Here is a 22401-nt window from a genome sequence, read left to right on the forward strand (position 1 = left end):
GGCCGAACGGGCGAATGACGCTGACGGCATGACAGATGACAAAGAGTCACGATTATTGCAATTGTGGTGAATTGTCGGATTGTGGGTTGTACTGGACGCCGGCAACACCGTCCAGGAACTGGAGCGTTACGTGGCATCCACCACCCTCACCGTCTGGAAGTTCCCCACTCCCGAGGGGGCCCAGCAGGCGGAGTCCGTCCTGCTCGCCCTGCAGAAGGAACAGCTCATACAGGTGCACGACGCCGCGGTCGTCACCTGGCGCGAAGACGCCAAGAAGCCGAAGACCCAGCAGCTGAACAGCCTCACGGGAGCCGGCGCACTGTCCGGCACCTTCTGGGGGATGCTCTTCGGGCTGCTGTTCTTCGTGCCGCTGCTCGGCGCCGCCGTGGGTGCGGCGGCCGGGGCCATCGGTGGTTCGCTGTCCGACGTCGGCATCGACGACCAGTTCATCGACGAGGTGAAGTCCGAGGTGAAGCCCGGAACCTCCGCACTGTTCCTGCTCTCGTCCGACGCCGTGGTCGAGCGGGTCCGCGGCTCCTTCCCCGGCGGCCAGGCGCAGCTGGTCCGCTCCAACCTCTCCGGCGCGCAGGAGCAGCAGCTCCGCGAGGTGTTCGCGGCCTGAGAGCAGCGCGTCGATACGACGCCGCGGCCCGGACCGGTGGGCCCCTCCCCCGGTCCGGGCCGCAGCAGTGCGCGCGTCCCGCCGGCCGCCGCCGTGTGCGGACTTTTCGCGATCCGAGAAAGGGGCCCGAGCGGTGAGCGTTCCGCGGACGGCAGGAACACACGACGGGGCCGCGGCGAGCTTGGTGGCCCCCTGGCTGCGCCGCTACCGCGGCAGATGGCTGCGTGGGGACACGCTGGGCGCCCTCACCGCGTGGGCGCTGATCGTGCCGGAGTGCGTCGCATACGCGCAGATCGCGGGGGTTCCCCCGCAGAACGCCTTCTACGCGGCACCGGTGGCCTCCTCGTGTACGCGTTGCTGGGCCGCTCCAACTTCCTGCTCATCGGGGCCACCTCGGCGGCGGCCGTCCTGTCGGCCGCAACCGTCTCGGCCGTCAGTCCCGCCCCCGAGGACGCCGTCGGCCTGTCGGCCGCCCTCGCGGTGATCGTGGGCGCGGTACTGCTGGCGGCAGGGCTGGCCCGGCTCGGATTCCTGACGAACTTCCTCGCCGAACCGGCCCTGATGGGCTTCCTGTTCGGCATGGCCCTGACCATCGTCGTCCGGCAGGCCGCGAAGCTCGTCGGGGCGCCGGGCGGCGACGGCGACTTCTTCGAGCGGCTGTGGACCGTCCTGTCCGGAGCCCCCCATTGGCCCCTGGTCACCCTGGCCGTCGGGGCGGGCGCGCTGGCCCTGCTGTTCCTGCTCGAGCGCTTCGTCCCGCGCCTGCCCGCCTCCCTGATCGTCCTGGTGGCGGCCCTCCTCCTGTCGGCGGCCCTCGACCTCGAGAGCCACGGCGTCGAGACCGTCGGCCACATCCCCTCGGCCGTGCCGGTCCCCCACCTGCCGGGGATCCCGGCCGCCGACTGGATCGCACTGTTCGGCGGGGCCCTGGGCGTGGCCCTGGTGGTCTTCGCCGAAGCCTTCAGCATCGCGAACCGCTTCGCCCGGGAACACGGCCAGGAGGTGGACGCCAACCGGGAGATGGCCGCCATCGGCCTCAGCAACATCGCCGTCGGACTCTTCCGCGGCTTCGTCGTCTCCGGCAGCGCCTCGCGCAGCGCGGCCGCGGCCGGAGCGGGCGGCAGGACCCCGATGGTCTCGCTGATCGCGGCGGGGCTGATCCTGCTGACCGGCGCCTTCCTCACCCCGCTCTTCACGGATCTGCCCGAGCCGGTCCTGGGCGCCATCGTCATCTTCGCCGTACGCGGCTTCCTGCGGGTCGGGGAGCTGCGCCGCTACTTCCGCCTGGACCGGCGCAGCCTGTGGGTCGCGCTCACCTCGCTGTTCGGCGTGCTCCTCTTCGACCTGCTGCCCGGGCTGCTCCTCGCCGTCGCGCTCTCCCTCGTGCTGTTCATCGGCGCCGCCAGCCGGCGCAACGTCGCCGTCCTCGGCCGGCTGCCCGGGAGCCGGCTGTACGGCGACACCTCCGGCCACGAGAACGCCGCCACCGACCCCGCGGTCCTGGTCGTACGCCCCGACGGCAGCCTCTTCTTCGGCAACGTCAACCGGGTACGGCTGGCCGTGCTGGAACGGCTGCGGACCGCCCCGCTGGCCCCCCGGGCCGTCGTCCTGGACCTGACCGCCTGTTTCCAGCTCGGCGTTCCCGTCCTGGACACCCTCGAGGAGCTCCGCGAGGAACTCGACCGGCAGGGCGTCGCCCTGCACCTGAGCCGGCTGCGCTCGCCGGCCGCCGGGGAACTGGCCCGCCACCCGCTCGGCGATCACCTGGGTGCGCGCGGGGTCCACCGCACGGTCGACGAGGCGGTAGCGGCGGTGGAGGCCGCAGCGGCCGAACTGCCCCCGGATGCAGCTCATTAGTTTGTATGTCAGGTTTTACGCAGAAGCCCCGAAATGGGAAGGATTTCCATGAAACGTCTCCCGATCGCCGCGGCCCTGGGCGCGGCCACGGCCCTGTTCCTCACGTCTTGTTCCTCCGACGACCCGAGCCCCAAGGAGCAGGCGACCCAGGCCGCCTCCGAGCTCTGCACCGGTCTCTCCACCCTGAAGGCGGACCAGGCCGAGCTGGCGGCGCTGGACCCGGCTTCCGCGACGAAGGGCCAGATCAAGGACGCCGTCGACGCGATCCAGCAGGACTGGGACAACGTCTCCTCCTCGCTGAAGGACCTGGAATCCGCGAAGAGGTCGGCGGTGGGATCCGCGGTGGGCGATCTCAAGTCCGGCTTCGGGAACCTTCCGGGGGACACCACCGGATCCGAGGCCCTGACCCAACTGAAGCCCCAGATCCAGAAGTTCGACGAGACCCTCGTCGCGGCCTCGGTCGGTGTCACGTGCCCCTGACCCCCACGAGGATCCGCGGCGCCTGCGGCGCCCTGCTCGCAGCGGCCGTACTCGCCACGACGGCCGGCTGTTCCGACTCCGACGGGAACGCTTCGGCCGGGGTGTCGAAGGCGGCCTCGGCCGCCGCCTCGGTCCAGTCACAGGCCGCCGACGCGGTCGACTCGGCCACCGCGGCCGCGAAGAAGAAGCTGGACGAGGTCAAGGACGGTGTCGACGCCAAGGACGCGGTGACGCTCGGCAGCGTCGGCACCGACGACGACGGGCTGTCGGCGGTGACGGTCACGGCCCGCAACACCGACGGCGGGGCGAAATCCTTCGCCGTCCAGGTCGACTACAAGGACGCCTCCGGCAATCCGCTGGACACGGTGGTCGTCACCGTCTCCGACGTGCCCGCCGGCCAGTCCAAGGACGCGACCGCACGCAGCACCCACAAGCTCTCGGGCGAGGTGCGCGCCACCCTCGGCACCGCGCTCAGGTACTGACCCCGCTCGCCGCACGCCCCGTCCGACCCCCGCGCCGCGCCCCCGGCCGCGGCGGGCCGGGCGGGGCGTTTCGCGTTCCCACCGGAAGGGACCTTCGGCCCGGCAGGGGCGTGCGGGCCGTGCGGGAGCGCCGACGGACCGTCGAGGGGTGGAGAGAGAGGTCTCGCTACGCGGAGGTGCGGCTCAGAACGCGGCGGAGGACGAGGCGCAACCGCCGAGGAGCAGGGACCGCCTGAACCCCCTGACGGAGGATCAGGTCAAGTCCACCGTGGGGAACCGGAAGCTGACGGCGCCGACCCTCCTCGCCGCGTCCCTGGGCACCTTCGTCCTCGTCAAGAAGAAGGGATGGCTCTAGGCGGCCGGGGGCGGCGCGGGCAGCGGCGGGAGGGCCGGCTCGGACAGCCAGGCCGCGAACAGGTCGTCCAGCGGTTCGAGCGCGTAGCGCGAGGCGTGCGCGATGAAGCCCGCCGTGGTGACCACTGCGTGGCGGTGCACGGTGGCCCACTCCCGCAGCATGCGGAAGAACGGGCCGTCGCCCAGTGCGCAGCGGATCGCGTGCACGGCGAGGCCGCCGCGCTGGTAGAGGCGGTCGTCGAACATCAGCTTGCGTCCCGGGTCGGCCAGCAGGAGGTCCTGCGGCTGCCCGGACAGCAGGCGGTGTGCGGCGGCCGCCAGTTCGTGCGCGGTGCGGCCGCCGGAACGCTCCGACCAGAGCCATTCCGCGTACTTGGCGAAGCCCTCGTTGAGCCAGATGTGCCGCCAGTCGGCGATGGTCACGCTGTTGCCGAACCACTGGTGCGCGAGCTCGTGGGCGATGAGCCGCTCGGAGCCGCGTACGCCGTCCACGTGATTGGCGCCGAACAGGGAGAGCCCCTGGGCCTCCACCGGCACGTCCAGCTCCTCGTCGGCGACGACCACCGCGTACTCCCCGAAGGGGTAGGGGCCGAAAAGCTCCTCGAACAGCGTCATCATCGCGGGCTGCCGCGCGAAGTCCCGGGAGAACCGGGGCAGCAGGTGCGCCGGTACGTGGGCGCTCTGCGGGATTCCGCCGAGCCCGGGGTCGCCGAGCAGCACCGTCTGGTACATGCCGATGGACAGGCCGACCAGGTAGGTGGAGGTCGGCGCCGGCTGCTCGTACACCCAGGTGGTGGTGGAGGCCCGGGTCGTCCGCGTGAGCAGCCGGCCGCCGGCCACGACGGTGTAGGCGGAGGGGGTGTTGACCGAGATCTGGTACGAGGCCTTGTCCGCGGGCCGGTCGTTGCACGGGTACCAGGAGGGCGCACCGACCGGCTGGCTGGCCACGAGCGCGCCGTCGGTCAGTTCCTCCCAGCCGAGTCCGCCCCAGGGGCTGCGCACCGGGGTGGGGTTGCCCGCCCAGTGCACCTCCACGGTGAAGGCGGCGCCGGCGGGCAGCGGCTTGGGCGGCCGGATGCGGAGTTTGCCGCCCCGGTGGCTGTAGTGCGGCGCCCTGCCGTTGACCAGGACCCGGCCTATTTTGAACTCGGCCAGGTTGAGGTGGAACTCGGTGAGCGGAGCCCGCCCGGCGATGGCGCTGAGCCGGGCCGTCCCGGCGAGCCGGTTGGGGCCGGGACGGTACTCCAGAGCGAGTTCGTACCGGTGCACGCGGTAACGGGGGTCGCCGTTGGCCGGAAAGTACGGGTCCGATGCCGCTGTCTTCTGGCCGTTCACTGCCGCTTCCGCTCCCTGCGTTGTGCTCGTACGACGTGCGGTGGTGCCGGGCCCGTCCTGTCGGACCCGCCCGTCAGGACCGCCACGCCTCGATCGGGTTGCCCAGCCAGCGGGTGTCGGCGGGAACGGATTCCCCGGCCATCACGAGGGAGGCCGGACCCAGTGTGCTGCGGGCCCCGACCGTGCTCCCGGGCAGGACGATTCCACCCGGGCCCAGGGTGGCGCCCTCACGGAGGACCACAGTATCCGTCCTCAAGATCCGGTCGTGGAAGAGGTGCGTCTGCAACACGCAGCCCCGGTTCACGCTGACCGCGTCGCCCAGGGTGACCAGGTCGGTCTCGGGCAGCCAGTAGCTCTCGCACCACACGCCGCGGCCGATCCGGGCGCCGAGTCCGCGCAGCCACAGGGACAGCACCGGCGTACCGGGCACGGAGCCGACCAGCCAGGGCACGGCCAGGACCTCGACGAAGGTGTCGGCCAGTTCGTTACGCCACACGAAGCCGCTCCACAGCGGGTGCTCGCCCGTCCGGTGGCGGCCCACCAGCAGCCATTTCGCGGCCGCCGCGACCACGCACGCGGCCACCCCGGCGGCGAGCAGGACCGCTCCGGACAGCAGCGCGGTCCCCCACACCCCGGGCCCGTCCGCCCCGGCCAGCGCGCAGAACGCCGCCACGGTCACCACGCCCAGCGCGGCCGAGCAGAACACCGGGACGAGCCGGCACAGCTCCACGAGCCCGCGCGCCCACAGCAGCCGTGCGGGCGGATCGTACGTCCGGCTCTGGTCGGCGCCCGCTGCGGACCTCGGCAGCCGGACCGGCGGCAGGCCCAGGTAGGAGCTGCCCTTCTTGGCCTTCTTCGGGGTGGCGGAGAGGACGCCGACCAGCCCGTCGTCCGGCACGGAACGGCCCGGCGCGGTCATGCCGGAGTTGCCCAGGAAGGCCCGTCGGCCGATCTCGGAATGGCCGATCCGCAGCCAGCCGCCGCCCAGCTCGTAGGGGGCGGTCAGGGTGTCGTCGGCGAGGAACGCGCCCTCGCCGACGGTGGTGAGGCTGGGCAGCGCGAGCACCGTGGACACCTCGGCGCCCCGGCCGATCTTCATGCCGAGGAGCCGCAGCCACACCGGTGTGATCAGTCCGGCGTACAGGGGGAAGAGGGTTTCCCGGGAAAGATCCATCAGCTGGGTGACCGTCCAGGCCTGCCAGCCGATCCTGCTGTGCGTCGGATGGACACCCGTGCGCAGCCCGAGGCTGAGGAGGCGTACGGAGACCAGGAGCAGGGCCGCGTACGCGAACCCGAAGGCGAGCGCCCCCGGCACCACGGCGAGCAGTGCTCCGGCCAGGGCCCGGCCGAGCCCGGCGTCGGCGGGCACGAACCGGCCGGCCACGAGGAGGGCGGGCAGGGCGGCGAGCACGGGCAGGGAGGTGAGGCAGAAGCCGGCCGCACCGTAGGCGGCGCGCCAGGGCAGGCCGCGCGGCGGGCGTTCCTTGGGCCAGTTCCGCTTGGCCTTGCCGAGTTTGCCGGCGGGGGCTCCGGCCCAGCGCTGGCCGGTGGGGATCTGGCCGACGACGGCGGAGCCGGGGGCCACCTCGGCCCGCTTGCCGACGCGGGCGCCGGGGAAGAGGATGCTGCGGGTGCCGACGACGGCGCCCGCGCCGACCTTGACGGCGCCGATCTCCAGCCGGTCCCCGTCCAGCCAGTGGCCGGAGAGGTCCACCTCGGACTCCACGGCGCAGCCGCGGCCGAGTTTGAGCATGCCCGTCACGGGCGGCAGCGAGTGCAGGTCCACCTCGGGGCCGATCTTGGCGCCCAAGGCCCGTGCGTAGCGCTCCAGCCAGGAGCCGGTGAGCGAGGTGGCGCCGGAGTACTCGGCCAGCCGCTCGGCCGTCCACAGCCGCAGGTGAACGTTTCCGCCGCGCGGGTGGCGCCCCGCCTTGACCCCGCGCAGCAGCAGGCGGGCGCCGCCGGCCGCGATCGCGAGGCGGCCGGGCGGGCTGAAGAGCAGTGCGGCGCCGGCGGCGACGAGCCACCAGGAGGCGGCCGGCGCCCACGGATAGGGCCCGAACCAGTGCAGTACGTTGCCCAGGGCGAGCAGCGCCACCGTCCAGCGCAGGCCGACCAGGGTGAAGAGCGGGAGCAGCAGCAGGGACTGGATCACCTTGGTCCGCGGCGGCACGGGGGCGATGGTCCGGACCGAGCCGTCGTCCTGTGCGGACTTCTCCAGGTGCCGGGCCAGCTTGCGCAGGGTGGGCTGCTGGTAGATGTCGAGGACGGCCGCGCTCGGGTAGCGGGTGCGCAGCCGGGTGGTGAGCTGGGCGGCGGCGAGGCTGCTGCCGCCGATGGCGAAGAAGTCGTCGGCGGCGCCGGTGACGGCCACGCCCAGGGTCTCGCTCCACTGCTCGGCGAGCCAGGCCTCGGTGCCGTAGAGCTGCTCGGTGGGGCCGCTGGTCTCCAGTTCCGGGAGTGGCCAGGGCAGTGCGCCGCGGTCCACCTTGCCGGAGGTGCGGGTGGGCAGTTCCTCGACCGGTGCGAGCAGCGGTACGAGCGCTGCGGGCAGTTCGGCGCGCAGCCGGGTGACGGCCGCGGCGTGGTCCCATCCCTCCTGGGTGACCAGGTAGCCGACGAGGAGCTGGTTGCCGCTGCGCGCCGTGCGGACGGCGGCGGCCGCGCCGGCGACCCCGGGCAGGGCCTGGAGGGCCGCGTCCACCTCGCCCAGTTCGATGCGGCGGCCGCCGAGCTTGATCTGCTCGTCGCCGCGGCCCAGGAAGACCAGACCCTCCGGCTCCGCTCGGACGAGGTCGCCGCTGCGGTAGGCGCGCTCCCAGCCGAGGGATTCCAGCGGGGCGTACTTCTCCGCATCCTTCTCGGGGTCGAGGTAGCGGGCCAGGCCGACGCCGCCGATGACGAGCTGGCCGCTGCCGCCCATGGGCACCGGTTCGCCGGATTCGTCGACGACGGCCAGTTCCCAGCCGTTCAGCGGGAGGCCGATGCGGATCGGCTCCTCGCCGGTCAGGAGGGAGGCGCAGGCGACGACGGTGGCCTCGGTGGGGCCGTAGGTGTTCCAGACCTCGCGGCCCTCGGTGACCAGGCGCTGGGTGAGCTCGGGCGGGCAGGCCTCGCCGCCGAAGATCAGCAGCCGGACCTCGTTGAGGGCCTCGGGCTCCCACAAGGCGGCCAGGGTCGGCACCGTGGAGACCACGGTGATCTCCTGTTCCGCCAGCCAGGGGCCGAGATCGGCGCCGCTGCGGACCTGGGAGCGGGGGACGGGGACGAGGCAGGCGCCGTAGCGCCAGGCCAGCCACATCTCCTCGCAGGAGGCGTCGAAGGCCACGGACAGGCCGGCCATGACCCGGTCGCCGGGGCCGATCGGCTCCTCGGTGAGGAACAGCGCGGCCTCGGCGTCCACGAAGGCGGCGGCGCTGCGGTGGCTGACGGCCACGCCCTTGGGCTTGCCGGTGGAGCCGGAGGTGAAGATGATCCACGCGTCGTGTTCGGGGCCGGGTCGGGCGGCGGGAGCGTGGGCGGGGCCGGCGCCCTTGCCCGGTGCGGCGACCTCGATGCGCTGGCCGGCGCCCAGGACGGCCCGTACTCCGGCCTCGCCGAAGACCAGGTCGGCCCGCTCGTCCGGGTCCTCGGCGTCGACGGGCACGTAGGCGGCGCCCGCCGCGAGGACCGCCAGGATGCCCGCGTACAGCTCGTTGGTCCCGGACGGCACGCGGACGCCGACCCGGTCGCCGAGGCCCACCCCGGCGGCCACGAGGGCCTGGCGCCGGCGTTCCACCTCGGCGGCGAGCGCCCGGTAGGTCAGCCGGGTGGCCCCGTCGTCCAGGGCGAGCTCGTCGGGGTGCGCCCGTACGGTGGCCTCGAAGACGTCGACGAGGGTGCGCGTCGGGGCGGCGGGTCCGGCGGAGAAGAGGGCCGACTTGCCGGACTCCCCGGGCCCCTCCCCGGCGTCGGACGCGAGCCCTTCCCCGAGGCCTTCGTCGAGCCCGGTCCCGTCGTCGAGCAGAGTGACTTCACCGTGCTCTGGTGTGGCTGCCATCGGCCCTCGCGTCGTGTTCCCGGAACCCTCCGGGTCGCCGGGCGGAGCCCGGGTCTGCCCAGGTTGTTCCGGTCCAGCGCCAAACAACCCGCCAGTCTAGTGCGACATCAAGGATTTTCTGGTTCAAGCCTTGCGCATGGCCGGGAAGGGACGGTAAAAGCAGCGCGCCGCGGACCGGAAACCCGGTCCGCGGCGCGCCCGGTGACCGGGTCCGGCCTCAGCGGCTCGCGAGGAGTTCGAGCGTGTCGATGACACGGTTCGAGAAGCCCCACTCGTTGTCGTACCAGGCGACCACCTTGATGTGGCGGCCTTCGACGCGGGTGAGCTGCGAGTCGAAGATGGACGAGGCGGGGTTGCCCGTGATGTCGGAGGACACGAGCGGGTCGTCCGAGTACTCCAGCACTCCGGCGAGCGGCCCTTCGGCGGCGGCGCGGTAGGCGGCCAGGACGTCCTCGCGGGTCACGTCGCGGGCGACGGTGGTGTTCAGCTCGACGATCGATCCCACGGGAACGGGGACGCGGATCGAGTCGCCGGAGAGCTTGCCGTCCAGGTTCGGCAGGACCAGGCCGATGGCCTTGGCGGCGCCCGTCGTGGTCGGCACGATGTTCACGGCGGCGGCGCGGGCGCGCCGGGGGTCGCGGTGCGGACCGTCCTGCAGGTTCTGCTCCTGCGTGTAGGCGTGCACCGTGGTCATGAAGCCGTGCTCGATGCCGGCGAGCTCGTCGAGTACGGCCGCCAGCGGCGCGAGCGCGTTGGTCGTGCACGAGGCGTTGGAGACGATCGTGTGCAGGGCCGGGTCGTAGGAGTCGCTGTTCACCCCGTAGGCGAGGGTGATGTCGGCCCCGTCGGCCGGTGCGCTGACGAGCACCTTCTTGGCTCCCGCGTCGATGTGGGCGCGGGCGGCCTTCGCGGTGGCGAAGCGGCCGGTGGCCTCCAGCACGATGTCCACGCCGAGCTCGGCCCAGGGCAGTCGCGCCGGCTCGCGCTCGGCGAGCACCTTGATGCGGCGGCCGTCGACGACGAGGACGTCCCCGTCCACGGTCACCGGCCGGCCGAGCCGGCCGGACGTGGTGTCGTAGGCGAGCAGCCGCGCGAGGGTGGTGGGCTCGGTGAGGTCGTTGACGGCGACGACCTCGAGCTTGCTGTCGCGTTCGAGCAGCGCGCGGAGCACGTTGCGGCCGATGCGGCCGAATCCGTTGATGGCGATGCGAGTCATGGTGTCTCCCTGTTCCCTGTCCCTTGGGTTCGCCACCAGGTTCGCGTCTCCCGGGCGTCCGCGACAGCGGCGCGATCGCCACGGTCCGCAAGGATCGCGCCACACGCCGGCGGGGGCTCCGTGCTGTCCGGCGGCAGCTCCGCTTTCAGCGGCTCCGCGCCGTGCCCCGTCACTCGCCCCGGGCGAAGGTGCGCCGGTACTCGCTCGGCGTGGTCCGCAGGATGTGCTGGAAGTGCAGCCGCAGGTTCGCGCCCGTGCCCAGGCCCACGTCCGCGGCGATCTGCTCCACGCTCCGCTCGGAAAGCTCCAGCAGTTCGCGGGCCACGTCGATGCGGGCGCGCATCACCCACTGCATCGGCGTGTAGCCGGTGTCCTCGGCGAACCGCCGCGAGAAGGTGCGCGGGGAGACCGCCGCGTGCCGGGCGAGCGTCTCCAGGGTGAGGGGTTCGCCGAGCCGGTGCAGCGCCCACTCGCGGGTGGCGGCGAACCGCGGGCCGAGCGGCTCGGGCACGCTGCGCCGCACGTACTGCGCCTGCCCGCCGCTGCGGTAGGGGGCCGCGACCAGCCGCCGGGCCGTGTGGTTCGAGGCGGCCACTCCGAGGTCGCTGCGCAGGACGTGCAGGCACAGGTCGATGCCCGAGGCGGCGCCGGCCGAGGTCAGCACGGAGCCCTCGTCGACGAACAGGACGTTCTCGTCGACCCGGACCAGCGGCCACTTCGCCGCGAGCGCCCGGGTGTAGTGCCAGTGCGTGGTGGCCCGCTTGCCGTCGAGCAGGCCCGTGGCGGCGAGCGCGAAGGCTCCCGTGGAGATGGCCGCGAGCCGCGCGCCCCGTTCGTGGGCGGCGATCAGCGCGTCGACGACGGCCCGCGGCGGGTCCTCGCGGTCGGGGAACCGGTAGCCGGGGACGAAGACGGTGTCGGCCCAGGCCAGGGCTTCGAGGCCGTGGGCGACGGAGTACGACAGGCCCTCACCACCGGTCACCAGCCCCGGGGCGGCGCCGCACACCCGGACCTCGTAGGGCATGCTCGCGCGGGTCGTGAACACCTGCGCGGGGATGCCGACGTCGAGGGGTTTCGCCCCTTCGAGGACGAGGACGGCGACGTGGTGGGGGCGGGAGGCTGGCACCGCGTCATGCTTCCGAAGGGGCGGGAGCCTTGTCAAGCACCACGGTTAGTAAACCTTCCGATTGAGATAACCACCTATCAGTTGGTCCAGACCTGTTGACGGCGGTCCTTCCGGAGGATTAGGTTCCCGGCCACGAAGCGGATACGACGTCAACTCCCCACGCCCGCCCGGTCACAGGGCCCCACCCACGGGCCCGCCGCCCCGTCCCCACGCGTCCCCGGCAGGCCGCACGCCCACGCTTCGCGCTCCACGCCGTCCCCCCACTCCCACTGGAGGCACTTCCTTGCGTATCCCAAACCGAACCCGCACACGGCTGGCCTGCGCCCTCGGCGCCACCCTGCTCGGCGCGGCCGCGGTGCTGACCTCCCCCGGTGCGGCCTTCGGCGCCAACATCCTCTCGAACGGCGACTTCGAGTCCGGCACCACGGCCGGCTGGTCCTGTTCCGGCGGGCTGGGCTCCGTGGTCGGCTCACCGGTGCACGGCGGGAGCAAGGCCCTGGCCGGCGCGGCCAGTGCGAGCGACAACGCCAAGTGCGTCCAGACCGTCGCCGTGCAGCCCAACACCAGCTACACGCTCTCCGCCTGGGTCCGCGGCAGCTACGTCTACCTCGGGGTCACCGGCGGCGCCTCCACCTGGACCCCCTCGGCCGCCGCCTACACCAAACTGACCGTCGCCTTCACCACCGGCGCCTCCCAGACGAGCGCCGAGATCTACCTCAACGGCTGGTACGGGCAGGGCACTTACCACGCCGACGACATCACCCTGGACGGCCCGGGCGGCACCGTCGACACCCAGGCTCCCACCGTGCCCGGCAGCCTCGCGGCGACCGGCAAGACCTCCACCACGGCCTCCCTGTCCTGGACCGCGTCCACCGACAACGTCGGTGTGAACGGCTACGACGTCTACCAGGGCGGGACGAAGGTCGCGACCTCGGGCACCACCAGCGCGACGGTCACCGGCCTGACCCCCAGCACCGCCTACGCGTTCACCGTGCGCGCCCGCGACCTCGCGGGGAACACCTCGGCCGCCTCGAACACCGTCAACGTCACCACCGACACCGGGACCACGCCGCCGGCCGGCTTCAAGCAGGCCGCCCCGTACCTCTACCTCGGCTGGGGCAACCCGCCGAGCCCGACCACCGTGATGAACGCGACCGGCACCAAGTGGTTCACCATGGCGTTCATCCTCTCCTCCGGCGGCTGCAACCCGTCCTGGGACGGCCAGCGCCCGCTGACCGGCGGCGTGGACCAGAGCACCATCGCCGCGATCCGCGCGGCGGGCGGTGACATCGTGCCCTCCATCGGTGGCTGGCAGGGCAATAAGCTCGGCCCCAACTGCTCCAGCGCCGAGGCCCTGGCCGGTGCGTACCAGCAGGTCATCAACGCGTACGGCCTCAAGGCCATCGACGTGGACATCGAGAACACCGACGAGTTCGAGAACGCCGTGGTCCAGGACCGCATCCTCGGCGCGCTCAAGATCGTCAAGCAGAACAACCCCGGTCTGAAGACCATCCTGACCTTCGGCACCTCCACCACCGGCCCGACCAGCTGGGGCAACCGCCTGATCGAGCAGTCCAAGGCGCTGAACACCGGCATCGACGTCTTCACGATCATGCCGTTCGACTTCGGCAACGCCTCGACGGACATGTACGCCAGCACCGTCAGCGCGACCGAGGGCCTCAAGGCCAAGCTCAAGTCCACCTACGGCTGGGACGACGCGACCGCGTACTCCCACATCGGCATCTCGGGCATGAACGGCATCAGCGACACCCAGGAGACCACCACCGTCCAGAACTGGACCGACATCCGCAACTGGGCCAACTCCCACCACATCGCGCGCCTCGCCTTCTGGTCGGTGAACCGCGACCGCGGCTGCCCCGGCGGCGGCCTCCAGGAGACCTGCTCCGGCATCGCCCAGAGCGACTGGCAGTTCAGCTCCATCACGGCCGGCTTCACCGGCTGATCCACCGCCTCGCAACCGTGGGGGCCGTCGCGATCCGCGACGGCCCCCACGGCTCGTGCGGTGTCAGGAACCGGTCGGGGCCTGCCCCTCGGCGCCGGCCGGGGCACGGGCCCGCACGACCTCCGGGTACCGGCGGGTGAAGCGCAGCGCTCCGACGATGGTGAGGACCTGGATGATCCAGCCGGTCCACATGTTGTCCGGGTCGCGCAGCACGAGGTCGCCGTACGCCCCCACGATCGCGTTGATCAGGAAGGCCAGCCCCCAGACCCCGGTGATCAGGTAGTTCGTCCGCTTGAAGACGGGCGAGTCCCAGAACTTCCGGTCGACCTGCTCCCGGGCGTACTGGAGGGTGAACGGCACCCCGGCCAGGATGGAGCCGAGGGCGATGGCGAAGAGGGCGATGTTCGAGATCTCGCCCGCGTACGTCTCCAGCCAGCGCCGTGTGCCGTCACTGGCGAAGGCCCCGACGACCGTCAGGACCGTGAAGAACACGACGTCGGCGAGTTCCAGGATCTTCAGGGAGGAGCCGGGATTGACCAGACGGCTGCCGACGACGAGACAGACGGAGATGGCCAGGGCCAGCCCCACCGCCCATTCGAAGCGTCCGGGCCCCACCACGAGGGCGAAGACGATCCAGGGGGACAACCCGACGAACGGGCTCTCCAGGAACTGCGCGACCTTGTTCGTGCCCCGGGCACCAGCCGTGTGCGCCATGGGTCGGCCCTTTCTGCAGCAGCCCTCGTGCGGCCCCCTCCCAACGTACGCCGCCGCTCCGGGACCGCACCTGCCGTGGGCGGTGGTGCCCGGGCGAGGTGCGTGCCGGATGCGGCCGTGCCACGCTGGCTGAACCCTGCGTACCGCCTACGGGGTACCGGGTACACGCGACCGGGTGACGCCTGCGGAGCCCGCCGCCCGGACGAACGGGGCCCGCCGTGCCACGAGGAACGCACCCCCGGCCCCTGCGGCGGCGCATGGCCGCCGGATGCGCGGCCCTCCTGCTCGTGGTCCTGACCGCGGGCACGGCCGCCGGGGCGACACCACCGGCGCCCACGCCCACACCCACGCCCTCCGACCGCGGTGGCTCCGACCCGCTCGACCCCCGCATCACGGAGATCATGCGGAAGCCGGGTTACCGCAACGCCCAGTGGGGTCTCCTCCAGGTCGACCCGGACACCGGACGGACCGTCCACAGCCGGTTCCCCGACCAGCTCTTCATCCCCGGGTCCACCGCCAAGCTGTTCAGCGTCTCCGGCGCCTGGCACGCCCTCGGTCCCGACCACCGCTTCGTGACACCGCTCTACGCGGTCGGCGAGCGGCGCGGCGCGACCCTGACCGGCGATCTCGCCCTCGTCGCCCAAGGCGATCTGACCATGGGCGGCAGGACCCGCCCCGACGGTACGGTCGCCTTCACCGACCTCGACCACACCTACGCCGACGACGTTCCCGGTGCCACGCTCACCCCGCAGAACCCGCTCGCCGGCATCGACCTCCTCGCGCGCCAGGTGCGCGACTCCGGCATCACCCGCGTCGACGGGAACGTGATCGTCGACGACCGGCTGTTCCAGCCCGAACCGGTCCTCGTCCCCACCCCGACCCCGCTGATCGTCAACGACAACCTCATCGACCTGACGACCACCCCCGGGGACCGCGCCGACGCTCCCGCCCGGCTGGACTGGCGGCCGAAGGTCGCCCCGTACCGGGTCACTTCGACGGTGAAGACGGTGGCGGCGGGCAAGCCGACCGCCATCACGGTCACGACCTCGGACAACGGCACCCGGATCAGGCTGTCCGGCACGATCGCGGCGGGCGCCGCACCCGTGCTGAAGGTCTCCCCCATCACCGACCCGGCGGCCTTCGGCCGGACCGCGCTGATCGAGGCCCTCGAACGGGCCGGGGTGGACGTGACCGCGGATCCGGTGGGCGGGAACCCCGTGGACCGGCTGCCCGCCGGCTACGAGGGCCGGGCGCGGGTGGCCGCGTACACCTCGCCGCCCTTCGCCGACTACGCCAAGCTCATCCTCAAGGTGAGCCACAACCTGGGCGCCAACCTCGGCATGTGCCTGATGGCGGTCACCACGGGCAGCCACGCGTGCATGGACGGCTTCCCCGTCCTGGCCTCCTTCCTGGACGAGGCCGAGGTCGACCGTGCGCAGGTGCAGCTCCTGGACGGACGGGGCGGCAACCCCGTCGACCGGTCCACGCCGCAGGCGGAGATCCAGATGCTGACGTACTGGCTTCGCTCCCCCGAGGCGCGCCGCTTCCGCGAGGCCCTGCCGATCCTCGGGGTCGACGGGCTGCTGGCCGAGAACTGCCGCGACTGCCCGGCGCGCGGCAAGGTGTTCGCCAAGACCGGGGCAGCCGTCGGGCTGGACGCCCTGAACGACCGCCTGGGCATCGGCGCCATCACCATCGCCGGCTACCTGGACAAGGGCGACGGCCGTTTCGACGTCTTCTACGCGGGCGTCACCGGCGCCTCGACCCCGACGACCGACCCGAGCGGCATCCTCGACATCGCCAACGACGTCGCCATGATCGCCGCTCACCTCCAGGAGGGCGCACACGGCACCTGAGCGCGCACTCGAGCGGGCACCTGTCAAGTAACGAATAGCCGGGTCTACGGCCCCGCACCGCCTCCGGGCACGGTGGAAAGCGACCGTCCCGCGCACAGCGGGAGCGACGCCATCCGGACCGAAGGCAGACCCGCCATGACTGCTGACATCGCCATCATCGGACTCGGCTGCCGCTTTCCCGGCGCTCCCGACGTCCTCGGCTACTGGAACCTCTTGCTGGGCGGGGCACGGCAGTTCGCCGCCGTGCCCGGGGAACGCTGGAACCACGAGACCTTCCACGCCCCCGGCGAGCGGTCGGCCCCCCATGCCTCCCACGCCCCCCACGCCCCCCATACCGCCCATACCGCCTATACGGACCAGGTGGCCTTCCTGGACTCCGTGGACCGCTTCGACGCCCTGCACCACGGGGTGCCGCGCGCCCGCGCGCGGGCCATGGACCCACAGCACCGGCTGCTGCTCGATGTCAGCCGCGAGGCCCTCGACGACGCGGGGATGGGCCGCGGCGACTTCGACCGGGAGAACACCGGGGTCTTCTTCGCGGACCCCGCAGACCTGCCCGGGAGCCTGCTCGACACGGCGTCCGGCACCGTCAGCCGCCAGTTCGACCTGGGCGGGCCCGCCCTCGCCGTCGGCAGCGCCTGTTCCGGCTCGCTGGTCGCCCTCGACCAGGCGATGGCGCACCTGCGTCAGGGCACCTGCCGGATCGCCCTCGTCGGCGGCGTGCACCTCAATCTCACCCCCGACAGCCTGGTCGGCTTCTCCCGACTCCGTGCCCTGTCCGCCGCCGGGGTGTGCCGCCCGTTCGACGCGGAGGCCGACGGCTTCGTCCTGGGCGAAGGCGCCGGTGTCGTCGTCATACGGCCCCTCGCCGACGCCCTCGCCGCCGGCGACCGCGTCTACGCGGTGATCAAGGGCATCGGCTCGGCCAACGACGGCGCCTCCCCCGGACCCCTGCAACCCGCCTCCGACAGCCGGCTCCGCGCCATGCGCCGGGCCTACGAGGACGCCGGGGTCGCCCCGTCCTCCGTGGGCTTCGTCGAGGCCCACGGCACCGGCACCGCGGCCGAGGACCGTGCCGAGGCCGAGGCCCTGCGCCGACTGCGCACCGAATACCCCGACGACGACCCGGCCCTGTGCTACCTCGCCTCGGGCAAGGCCCTGATCGGGCACTCCCTGGCCGCGGCGGGCATCGCGGGCCTGATCAAGACGGCCCTGGTCGTCCACCACCGCACGATCGTGCCGCAGCCGGCCACCACCCCCCACCCCGACCTGGGCATCTCCGCCGCCGGCCTGCGCTTCGCCGACACGCCGCGGCCCTTTCCGGGAGGCGGCACTCCGCGCCGTGCCGCCGTCAGCTCGTTCGGCTTCGGCGGCACCGACGTCCACGTGGTGCTCGAGGAGCGCCCCGACCCGGTCCCCCGACGGCCTGCGCACCGCGCAGCCGCCACCGAGAGCGCCCGAGCCGACCATGGCACCGAGGTCACCCGGTCCCAGCTCGTCTTCCTCTCGGCAGGAAACCCCGAGCTGCTGGACCAGCACATCGGCGAGGTTCTCGACGTACTCGACGCGGCGGACCGTACGCCGCTGGCGGCCGTGGCCCACACCCTAGGGGCGCGGGCGCCGCTGCCGGCCCGGCTCGCGATCGTGGCCACCGACACGGCGGGATTCCTGCGGCGCCTGCGGCACGCCCGTGAGCAGCTCCTCGCCGGAGCCCGGGGCGACCTCGGCGACGGCGCCTTCGCCGCCGATGCCCCGCTGCCGACCGCGCGCCGCCGCACCGCCTTCCTCTACCCCGGCCAGGGCAGCCAGCGGCCGGGCATGATGCGGGACCTCTACGAGAGGTTCCCCGCCTACCGCTCGGCCGTCTGCGTACTCAGCGCCGTGGCCCGGGCCGACCTCGGCTTCGACCTGGCCGACCTGCTGTACGGCGAGGCCTCCGCGCCCCAGGCACCCCAGGTGTCCCGGGCATCCCAGACGCCTCAGGCGTCCCGGCCGTCCCCCGTGGACAACGGGGAGCTCGGGCGCATGCTCGCCGCCACCGAGGTGTGCCAGCCGCTGCTCGGCACCGTCCAGATCGCCGCCACCCGGGTCCTCGCCGACTGCGGGATCACCCCCGACCTCGCCCTGGGCCACAGCACCGGCGAGTTCGCGGCCGCCGCGGCGGCCGGTGCCCTGACCCACGTGGACGCCGTCCGGCTGCTGGTGCACCGGGGCGCGGCCCTGCGGCGGGCCGGGTCCGGGCTCCGGGGCGGGATGCTCGCCGTGCAGACCGACAAGGAGACCTGCCGCCGGCTCGTCGACGGCATCGACGACGTGTGGCTCGCCTGCTTCAACCAGCCGCGGCAGGTCGTGGTCAGCGGCACGCCGGAAGGTCTCGCCGCCTTGCGCGAGGCCTGCGCGGAAGCCGGGATCGTCACGGCGGCGCTCGACGTGGCCAACGCCTTCCACACCCCGCGGCTGGCCCGCGCCGAGGAGGCCGTGCGCTCGGGCCTCGCCGCCCGTCGCATCAGCAGCCCCGCCGTAGCGTTCGTCTCGTCCGTGAACGCCGAGGTCTGTACCGACCCCGGCCGGCTGCGCGAGCTGTGGACCCGGCACGCGTCCGCACCGGTCCTCTTCGACGACGCCGTCCGCACCGCCTACGACCAGGGGGCCCGCGTCTTCCTCCAGGTGGCCGGCGGGACCTCGCTCCTCACCTCGGTCCGCCGCAACCTCACCGGCCACGGCGACGTCCACGTCATCCCCGTCACCGGGGAGGTGCCGGACGACGGACGCACCTTCGTCCTGGCCCTCGCCCGGCTCGCGGTCCTGGGCGCCCCGGTCGACCCGCGTGCCCTGGTCCCCGCGCAGGAGCGCCGACTGCTGGACCTGCCGGTGGCCAAGCTCGAGGTGCAGTCCTACCGGGTCACGACCCGCCGCCCCGCGAACGGGCCCGCACCCGCCCCGCCCGCCGTACCGGGCCCCGCGGCCCTGCGCCTCGCCGCACCCCTCGCGGTCCCGGCGGCTCCGGCCCCTGCCCCTCGCGCGGCCGCCGCCCCCGCCCCCGCCAAGGGGAAGGCCGCGCCGCGCTCCGGTCAGGACGCCGATGTCGACGCGGCCCGGGCCGCCTGAGCCCCCTCGGGCCGCCGCCGTGATGCGCACCGTGCACGCCGACGCCTTCCCGCCGATCGCACCGGGTCACGTCCACCGCTGGGGTGGCGCCGTGCTCCTCGTGGCCCGGCGCGGCGATCTCGACCGGTCCCCCTTCCTCTCCCCCGCCGAGCTGCGCGTGGTCCATGCGCTGCCGGCCTGGCGGCAGGCCGAGTGGACCGCGGGCCGACTGCTCGCCAAGCGGCTGGTCCGCGAGGCCGTCGGCGCTCCGGAACGGGAGGTGGAGGTCCTGCCCCGCGCGGACGGCAGCCCGTACGTCCTGGTCGGCGGCAGCCCGCAGCCGGACCTGCGGCTCTCCATCAGCCACACCGCCGGGCACGTCGCCGCGGCCCTCGCACCGCAACCGGTCGGAGTGGACCTGTGCGAGACCGCCTCGGCCGAGGCGGTGCGCCGGGTGGCGGACCGCGTGCTCTCCCCCGGGGAGCTCTCCCTCGCCGGTACCGACCGGCCCGAGTTCCTGGCCGCCGCCTGGGCCCTGAAGGAGGCGGCGGTCAAGGCCGACCGCAGCGGGATCTTCGGCGCCGCTCCGCTCCGCGTGGAGATCCTGCGCCTGCGGCCGCCCCTCCTCGGCGGGCGGCGGCGCGCGGTGGTGTGGCGGGCGGCGGACGCGGTCCTGGCCGTCGTCCTGGCGCACCCGGGCACGTGACGGCACTGCGTTGGTGCTCCTTGCCGCGCCGTCTCATGCTTGTCAGTGGAGCCCCTGGCCAGCGAAGGCGAGATGAGCGGCGATGGAGCAACTTCCCACCCCTCCCGGTGAGCGGCCGGCCGGGACGACGCACGCCTCCCCGGGGGCGGCGTACACGGCCACCGCCACCGTCAGCGAGCAGGGCATCGTGACCGGGTGGAGCGAGGAAGCCCGCCGGCTGCTCGGCTACGTCCCTTCGGAGGTCGTGGGCCTGCCCGCCGCGGACCTGCTCGCGGACCGGCACGGCGAACACGGCGGATCCGGCGAACACGGTGGATCCGGCGCTACGGGCACTTCGGCGCGGCCGGTCGCACCCGAGCGGGAGCGGTGGAGCGGTACCGTGCCGCTGCGCCACCGGGACGGCCGCCGCTTGGACACGGGACTCCTCGCGCACCGCAGGACGGCCGACGGCGGGACGGCCGAGTGGTTCCTGGTGTCCGCCGTGGCGGGCGCGCCGGACGCGTCCTGGAACGGGCCCCTGGGCGAATGGGCCTTCGACCGCTCCCCCTGCGTCCTGGCGGTCTTCGACGAGGACCTGCGGCTGGTGCGGGCGAACGCGGGCATGCACCGCGTGCTCGCCCTCACGGAGGCCGAGATGCGCGGACTGCGCCTGTCGGAGATCGCCCCCGACCCGGTGAGCGAGGAGACCGAGCGCGGGATGCGCCGCGTACTGGAGACGGGTGAGCCGCAGTCCGTGGACGGCTTCGTCCGGCCGCCCGGTGCGGGCGCGGCGTCCGGCTGGGCGACGACGCTGGCTCCCGTACCGGGCCCGGACGGCCGGGTACGGGCCGTGTACCTGACCGCACACGACAGGGCCACGGGTGACACCGCGCCGCGCAAGCCGCTTCCGCCGACCCTGGCCGGAGCCCGCATCGCCCCAACCCCGGACAGTGCCCGCACCGCGCAGGAACTGGCCGACGCGGCCGTCCCCCGGCTCGCCGACTTCGCGCTCGTCGACCTGCTGGAGCCTTCACCGCGCGGCGAGGCCCCGTCCCGGAGTCCCGGGACGGGGGCGCTCACGGTGTCCCGTAGCGCCGTACGGTCCGTCCTCGGCGGGAGTCACGAGTCCCGGTTCGCGGTCGGTGAGACGACCCTCTACCCCGCACTGTCGCCCCCCGTGGAGTGTCTGGCCGCAGGGCGGGGCGCCGTGTACGGGACCGCCGACCCGGCCGTCGCCCGGTGGGTGGCACAGGATCCCGGGGCCGGCTGGATCGGCGAGTACGGGACCCATTCGATGATGCTCGTGCCGCTGCGCGACGGCGGGGTCACCGTCGGCCTGGCCGTCTTCAGCCGTCATCAGCAGCGCGAGCCCTTCGACCCGGAGGACCTGCGGCTGGCCGAGGAGCTCACGGCCCGAGCGGCCACGTCCATCCACCGGGCGCGCGGGACCGCCCGGGAGCACACCAGCACCATGACGCTGCAGCGCAGCCTGCTCCCGCACACGATGCCCGTGCAGTCGGCGCTGGAGATCGCCTCCCGCTATCTGCCCGCCGGCGGCGAGGCGGGTGTGGGCGGCGACTGGTTCGACGTGATCCCGCTGTCCGGAGCCCGGGTGGCCCTGGTCGTGGGCGATGTCGTCGGCCACGGCATGCGCGCCACCGCCACCATGGGCAGGCTGCGCACGGCGGTACGCACGCTGGCCGACGTCGACCTGCCGCCCGACGAGCTGCTCACCCACCTCGACGACCTGATCATCCACTTGTCGGCGGACGAGGCGGGTCAGGAATCCTCCGGCGGGATCGGCACCACCTGCCTGTACGTGGTGTACGACCCGGTGACCCGTCGGTGCACGGCCGCCCGGGCCGGCCATCCGCCGCCCGCCGTGGTCTCCCCCGAGGGCTCCGCGTACCTCCTCGACGTCCCGGCGGGGCCGCCGCTGGGCCTGGGGGGCCTGCCCTTCGAGACCATCGAGGTCGAACTTCCCGAGGGCAGCCTCCTCGCGCTCTACACCGACGGCCTCCTGCAGGCCCGGGACCACGACGTCGACGAGGCCCTGGACAGCATGCTCGCGGCCCTGGTCCGGCCCGCCTCCACTCTGGACACCGTCTGCGACCGGGTGCTGACGGCTCTGCTGACCCACCGTCCCGATGACGACGTGGCCCTGCTCGTCGCCCGGACCCGGGCCCTGCACACCGACAAGGTCGCCGTCTGGGACCTGCCCTCCGACCCCTCCTTCGTCGCGCAGGCCCGGCGCAGCGCCACCGACCAGCTGACCGTCTGGGGGCTCGACGAGGCCGCCTTCGTCACCGAGCTCGTGGTCAGCGAGCTGGTCACCAACGCCATCCGCTACGGCGAGGCGCCGGTCCAGCTGCGGCTGATCCACGAGGGCACGACGCTGATCTGCGAGGTCTCGGACGCGAGCGGTACCGCCCCGCACATGCGCCGTGCCCGGATCTTCGACGAGGGAGGGCGCGGCCTGCTGCTGGTCGCGCAGCTCACCCAGCGCTGGGGGACCCGGCACACCCTCTTCGGCAAGACCATCTGGGCCGAGCAGTCCCTCGCCGGGATCTGAGGACCTTCTCAGG

15 protein-coding genes are annotated in these 22401 nt (G+C 73.3%); 10 read left to right on the forward strand and 5 right to left on the reverse strand.

Annotation, left to right across the window (positions count from 1 at the left end; translation table 11 throughout):
• Positions 1–79 precede the first annotated feature (79 nt).
• From OG247_RS07620 to OG247_RS07640, 5 genes are all read left to right on the forward strand, one after another.
• Positions 80–622: a DUF1269 domain-containing protein gene (locus OG247_RS07620; protein WP_327251518.1), complete on the forward strand. Its 543-nt coding sequence runs from the start codon at positions 80–82 to the stop codon at positions 620–622.
• 345 nt (positions 623–967) lie between these two features.
• A complete protein-coding gene (locus OG247_RS07625; protein WP_327251519.1) occupies positions 968–2479 on the forward strand; it encodes a SulP family inorganic anion transporter in 1512 nt (503 codons plus the stop codon).
• Between the two features lie 48 nt (positions 2480–2527).
• The gene (locus tag OG247_RS07630; protein WP_327251520.1) at positions 2528–2959 is read left to right on the forward strand and encodes a hypothetical protein; all 432 of its coding nucleotides are present in this window, start codon (positions 2528–2530) and stop codon (positions 2957–2959) included.
• On the forward strand, positions 2950–3441 hold the full coding sequence (locus tag OG247_RS07635) for a hypothetical protein (RefSeq protein WP_327251521.1): 492 nt from the start codon (positions 2950–2952) through the stop codon (positions 3439–3441). Before OG247_RS07630 ends, OG247_RS07635 begins: the two co-directional genes overlap by 10 nt.
• A 148-nt stretch (positions 3442–3589) precedes the next feature.
• Positions 3590–3796, forward strand: a complete 207-nt coding sequence (locus tag OG247_RS07640; RefSeq protein ID WP_327251522.1) for a hypothetical protein — start codon at positions 3590–3592, stop codon at positions 3794–3796.
• On the opposite strand, the gene OG247_RS07645 is transcribed toward OG247_RS07640, so the two are convergent.
• The 4 genes from OG247_RS07645 to OG247_RS07660 all read right to left on the reverse strand — a co-directional run bounded on the left by OG247_RS07645 (position 3793) and on the right by OG247_RS07660 (position 11511).
• Complete coding sequence (locus OG247_RS07645) at positions 3793–5130, reverse strand: M1 family metallopeptidase (RefSeq protein ID WP_327251523.1); 1338 nt, start codon at positions 5128–5130, stop codon at positions 3793–3795. The two genes, OG247_RS07640 and OG247_RS07645, sit on opposite strands and share 4 nt — an antisense overlap.
• Positions 5131–5203: 73 nt before the next feature.
• Positions 5204–9169, reverse strand: coding sequence for a Pls/PosA family non-ribosomal peptide synthetase (locus tag OG247_RS07650; RefSeq protein WP_327251524.1), 3966 nt, complete (start codon positions 9167–9169; stop codon positions 5204–5206).
• Positions 9170–9386: 217 nt separating this feature from the next.
• The gene (gap, locus tag OG247_RS07655; RefSeq protein WP_327251525.1) at positions 9387–10385 is read right to left on the reverse strand and encodes a type I glyceraldehyde-3-phosphate dehydrogenase; all 999 of its coding nucleotides are present in this window, start codon (positions 10383–10385) and stop codon (positions 9387–9389) included.
• 169 nt (positions 10386–10554) lie between these two features.
• Positions 10555–11511, reverse strand: a complete 957-nt coding sequence (locus tag OG247_RS07660; protein ID WP_327251526.1) for a GlxA family transcriptional regulator — start codon at positions 11509–11511, stop codon at positions 10555–10557.
• Positions 11512–11794: 283 nt separating this feature from the next.
• On the opposite strand from OG247_RS07660, the gene OG247_RS07665 reads away from it, so the two are divergent.
• Complete coding sequence (locus OG247_RS07665; RefSeq protein WP_442813235.1) at positions 11795–13474, forward strand: carbohydrate binding domain-containing protein; 1680 nt, start codon at positions 11795–11797, stop codon at positions 13472–13474.
• A gap of 63 nt (positions 13475–13537) precedes the next feature.
• Here OG247_RS07665 and OG247_RS07670 read toward each other — a convergent pair whose 3' ends face one another.
• Entirely contained in the window at positions 13538–14188 is a 651-nt protein-coding gene (locus tag OG247_RS07670; RefSeq protein WP_327251527.1) for a hypothetical protein, read from the reverse strand.
• Between the two features lie 218 nt (positions 14189–14406).
• Here OG247_RS07670 and dacB point away from each other — a divergent pair, with 218 nt between their 5' ends.
• From dacB to OG247_RS07690, 4 genes are all read left to right on the forward strand, one after another.
• Positions 14407–16044, forward strand: coding sequence for a D-alanyl-D-alanine carboxypeptidase/D-alanyl-D-alanine endopeptidase (gene dacB / locus OG247_RS07675; RefSeq protein ID WP_327251528.1), 1638 nt, complete (start codon positions 14407–14409; stop codon positions 16042–16044).
• Positions 16045–16179: 135 nt separating this feature from the next.
• A complete protein-coding gene (locus OG247_RS07680; RefSeq protein ID WP_327251529.1) occupies positions 16180–19152 on the forward strand; it encodes a type I polyketide synthase in 2973 nt (990 codons plus the stop codon).
• Positions 19127–19837, forward strand: coding sequence for a 4'-phosphopantetheinyl transferase family protein (locus OG247_RS07685; RefSeq protein ID WP_327251530.1), 711 nt, complete (start codon positions 19127–19129; stop codon positions 19835–19837). Before OG247_RS07680 ends, OG247_RS07685 begins: the two co-directional genes overlap by 26 nt.
• Before the next feature lie 82 nt (positions 19838–19919).
• Positions 19920–22388, forward strand: a complete 2469-nt coding sequence (locus OG247_RS07690) for a SpoIIE family protein phosphatase (RefSeq protein WP_327251531.1) — start codon at positions 19920–19922, stop codon at positions 22386–22388.
• The last annotated feature ends 13 nt before the right edge of the window (positions 22389–22401 follow it).

Source organism: Streptomyces sp. NBC_01244 (assembly GCF_035987325.1).
GTDB lineage: Bacteria > Actinomycetota > Actinomycetes > Streptomycetales > Streptomycetaceae > Streptomyces.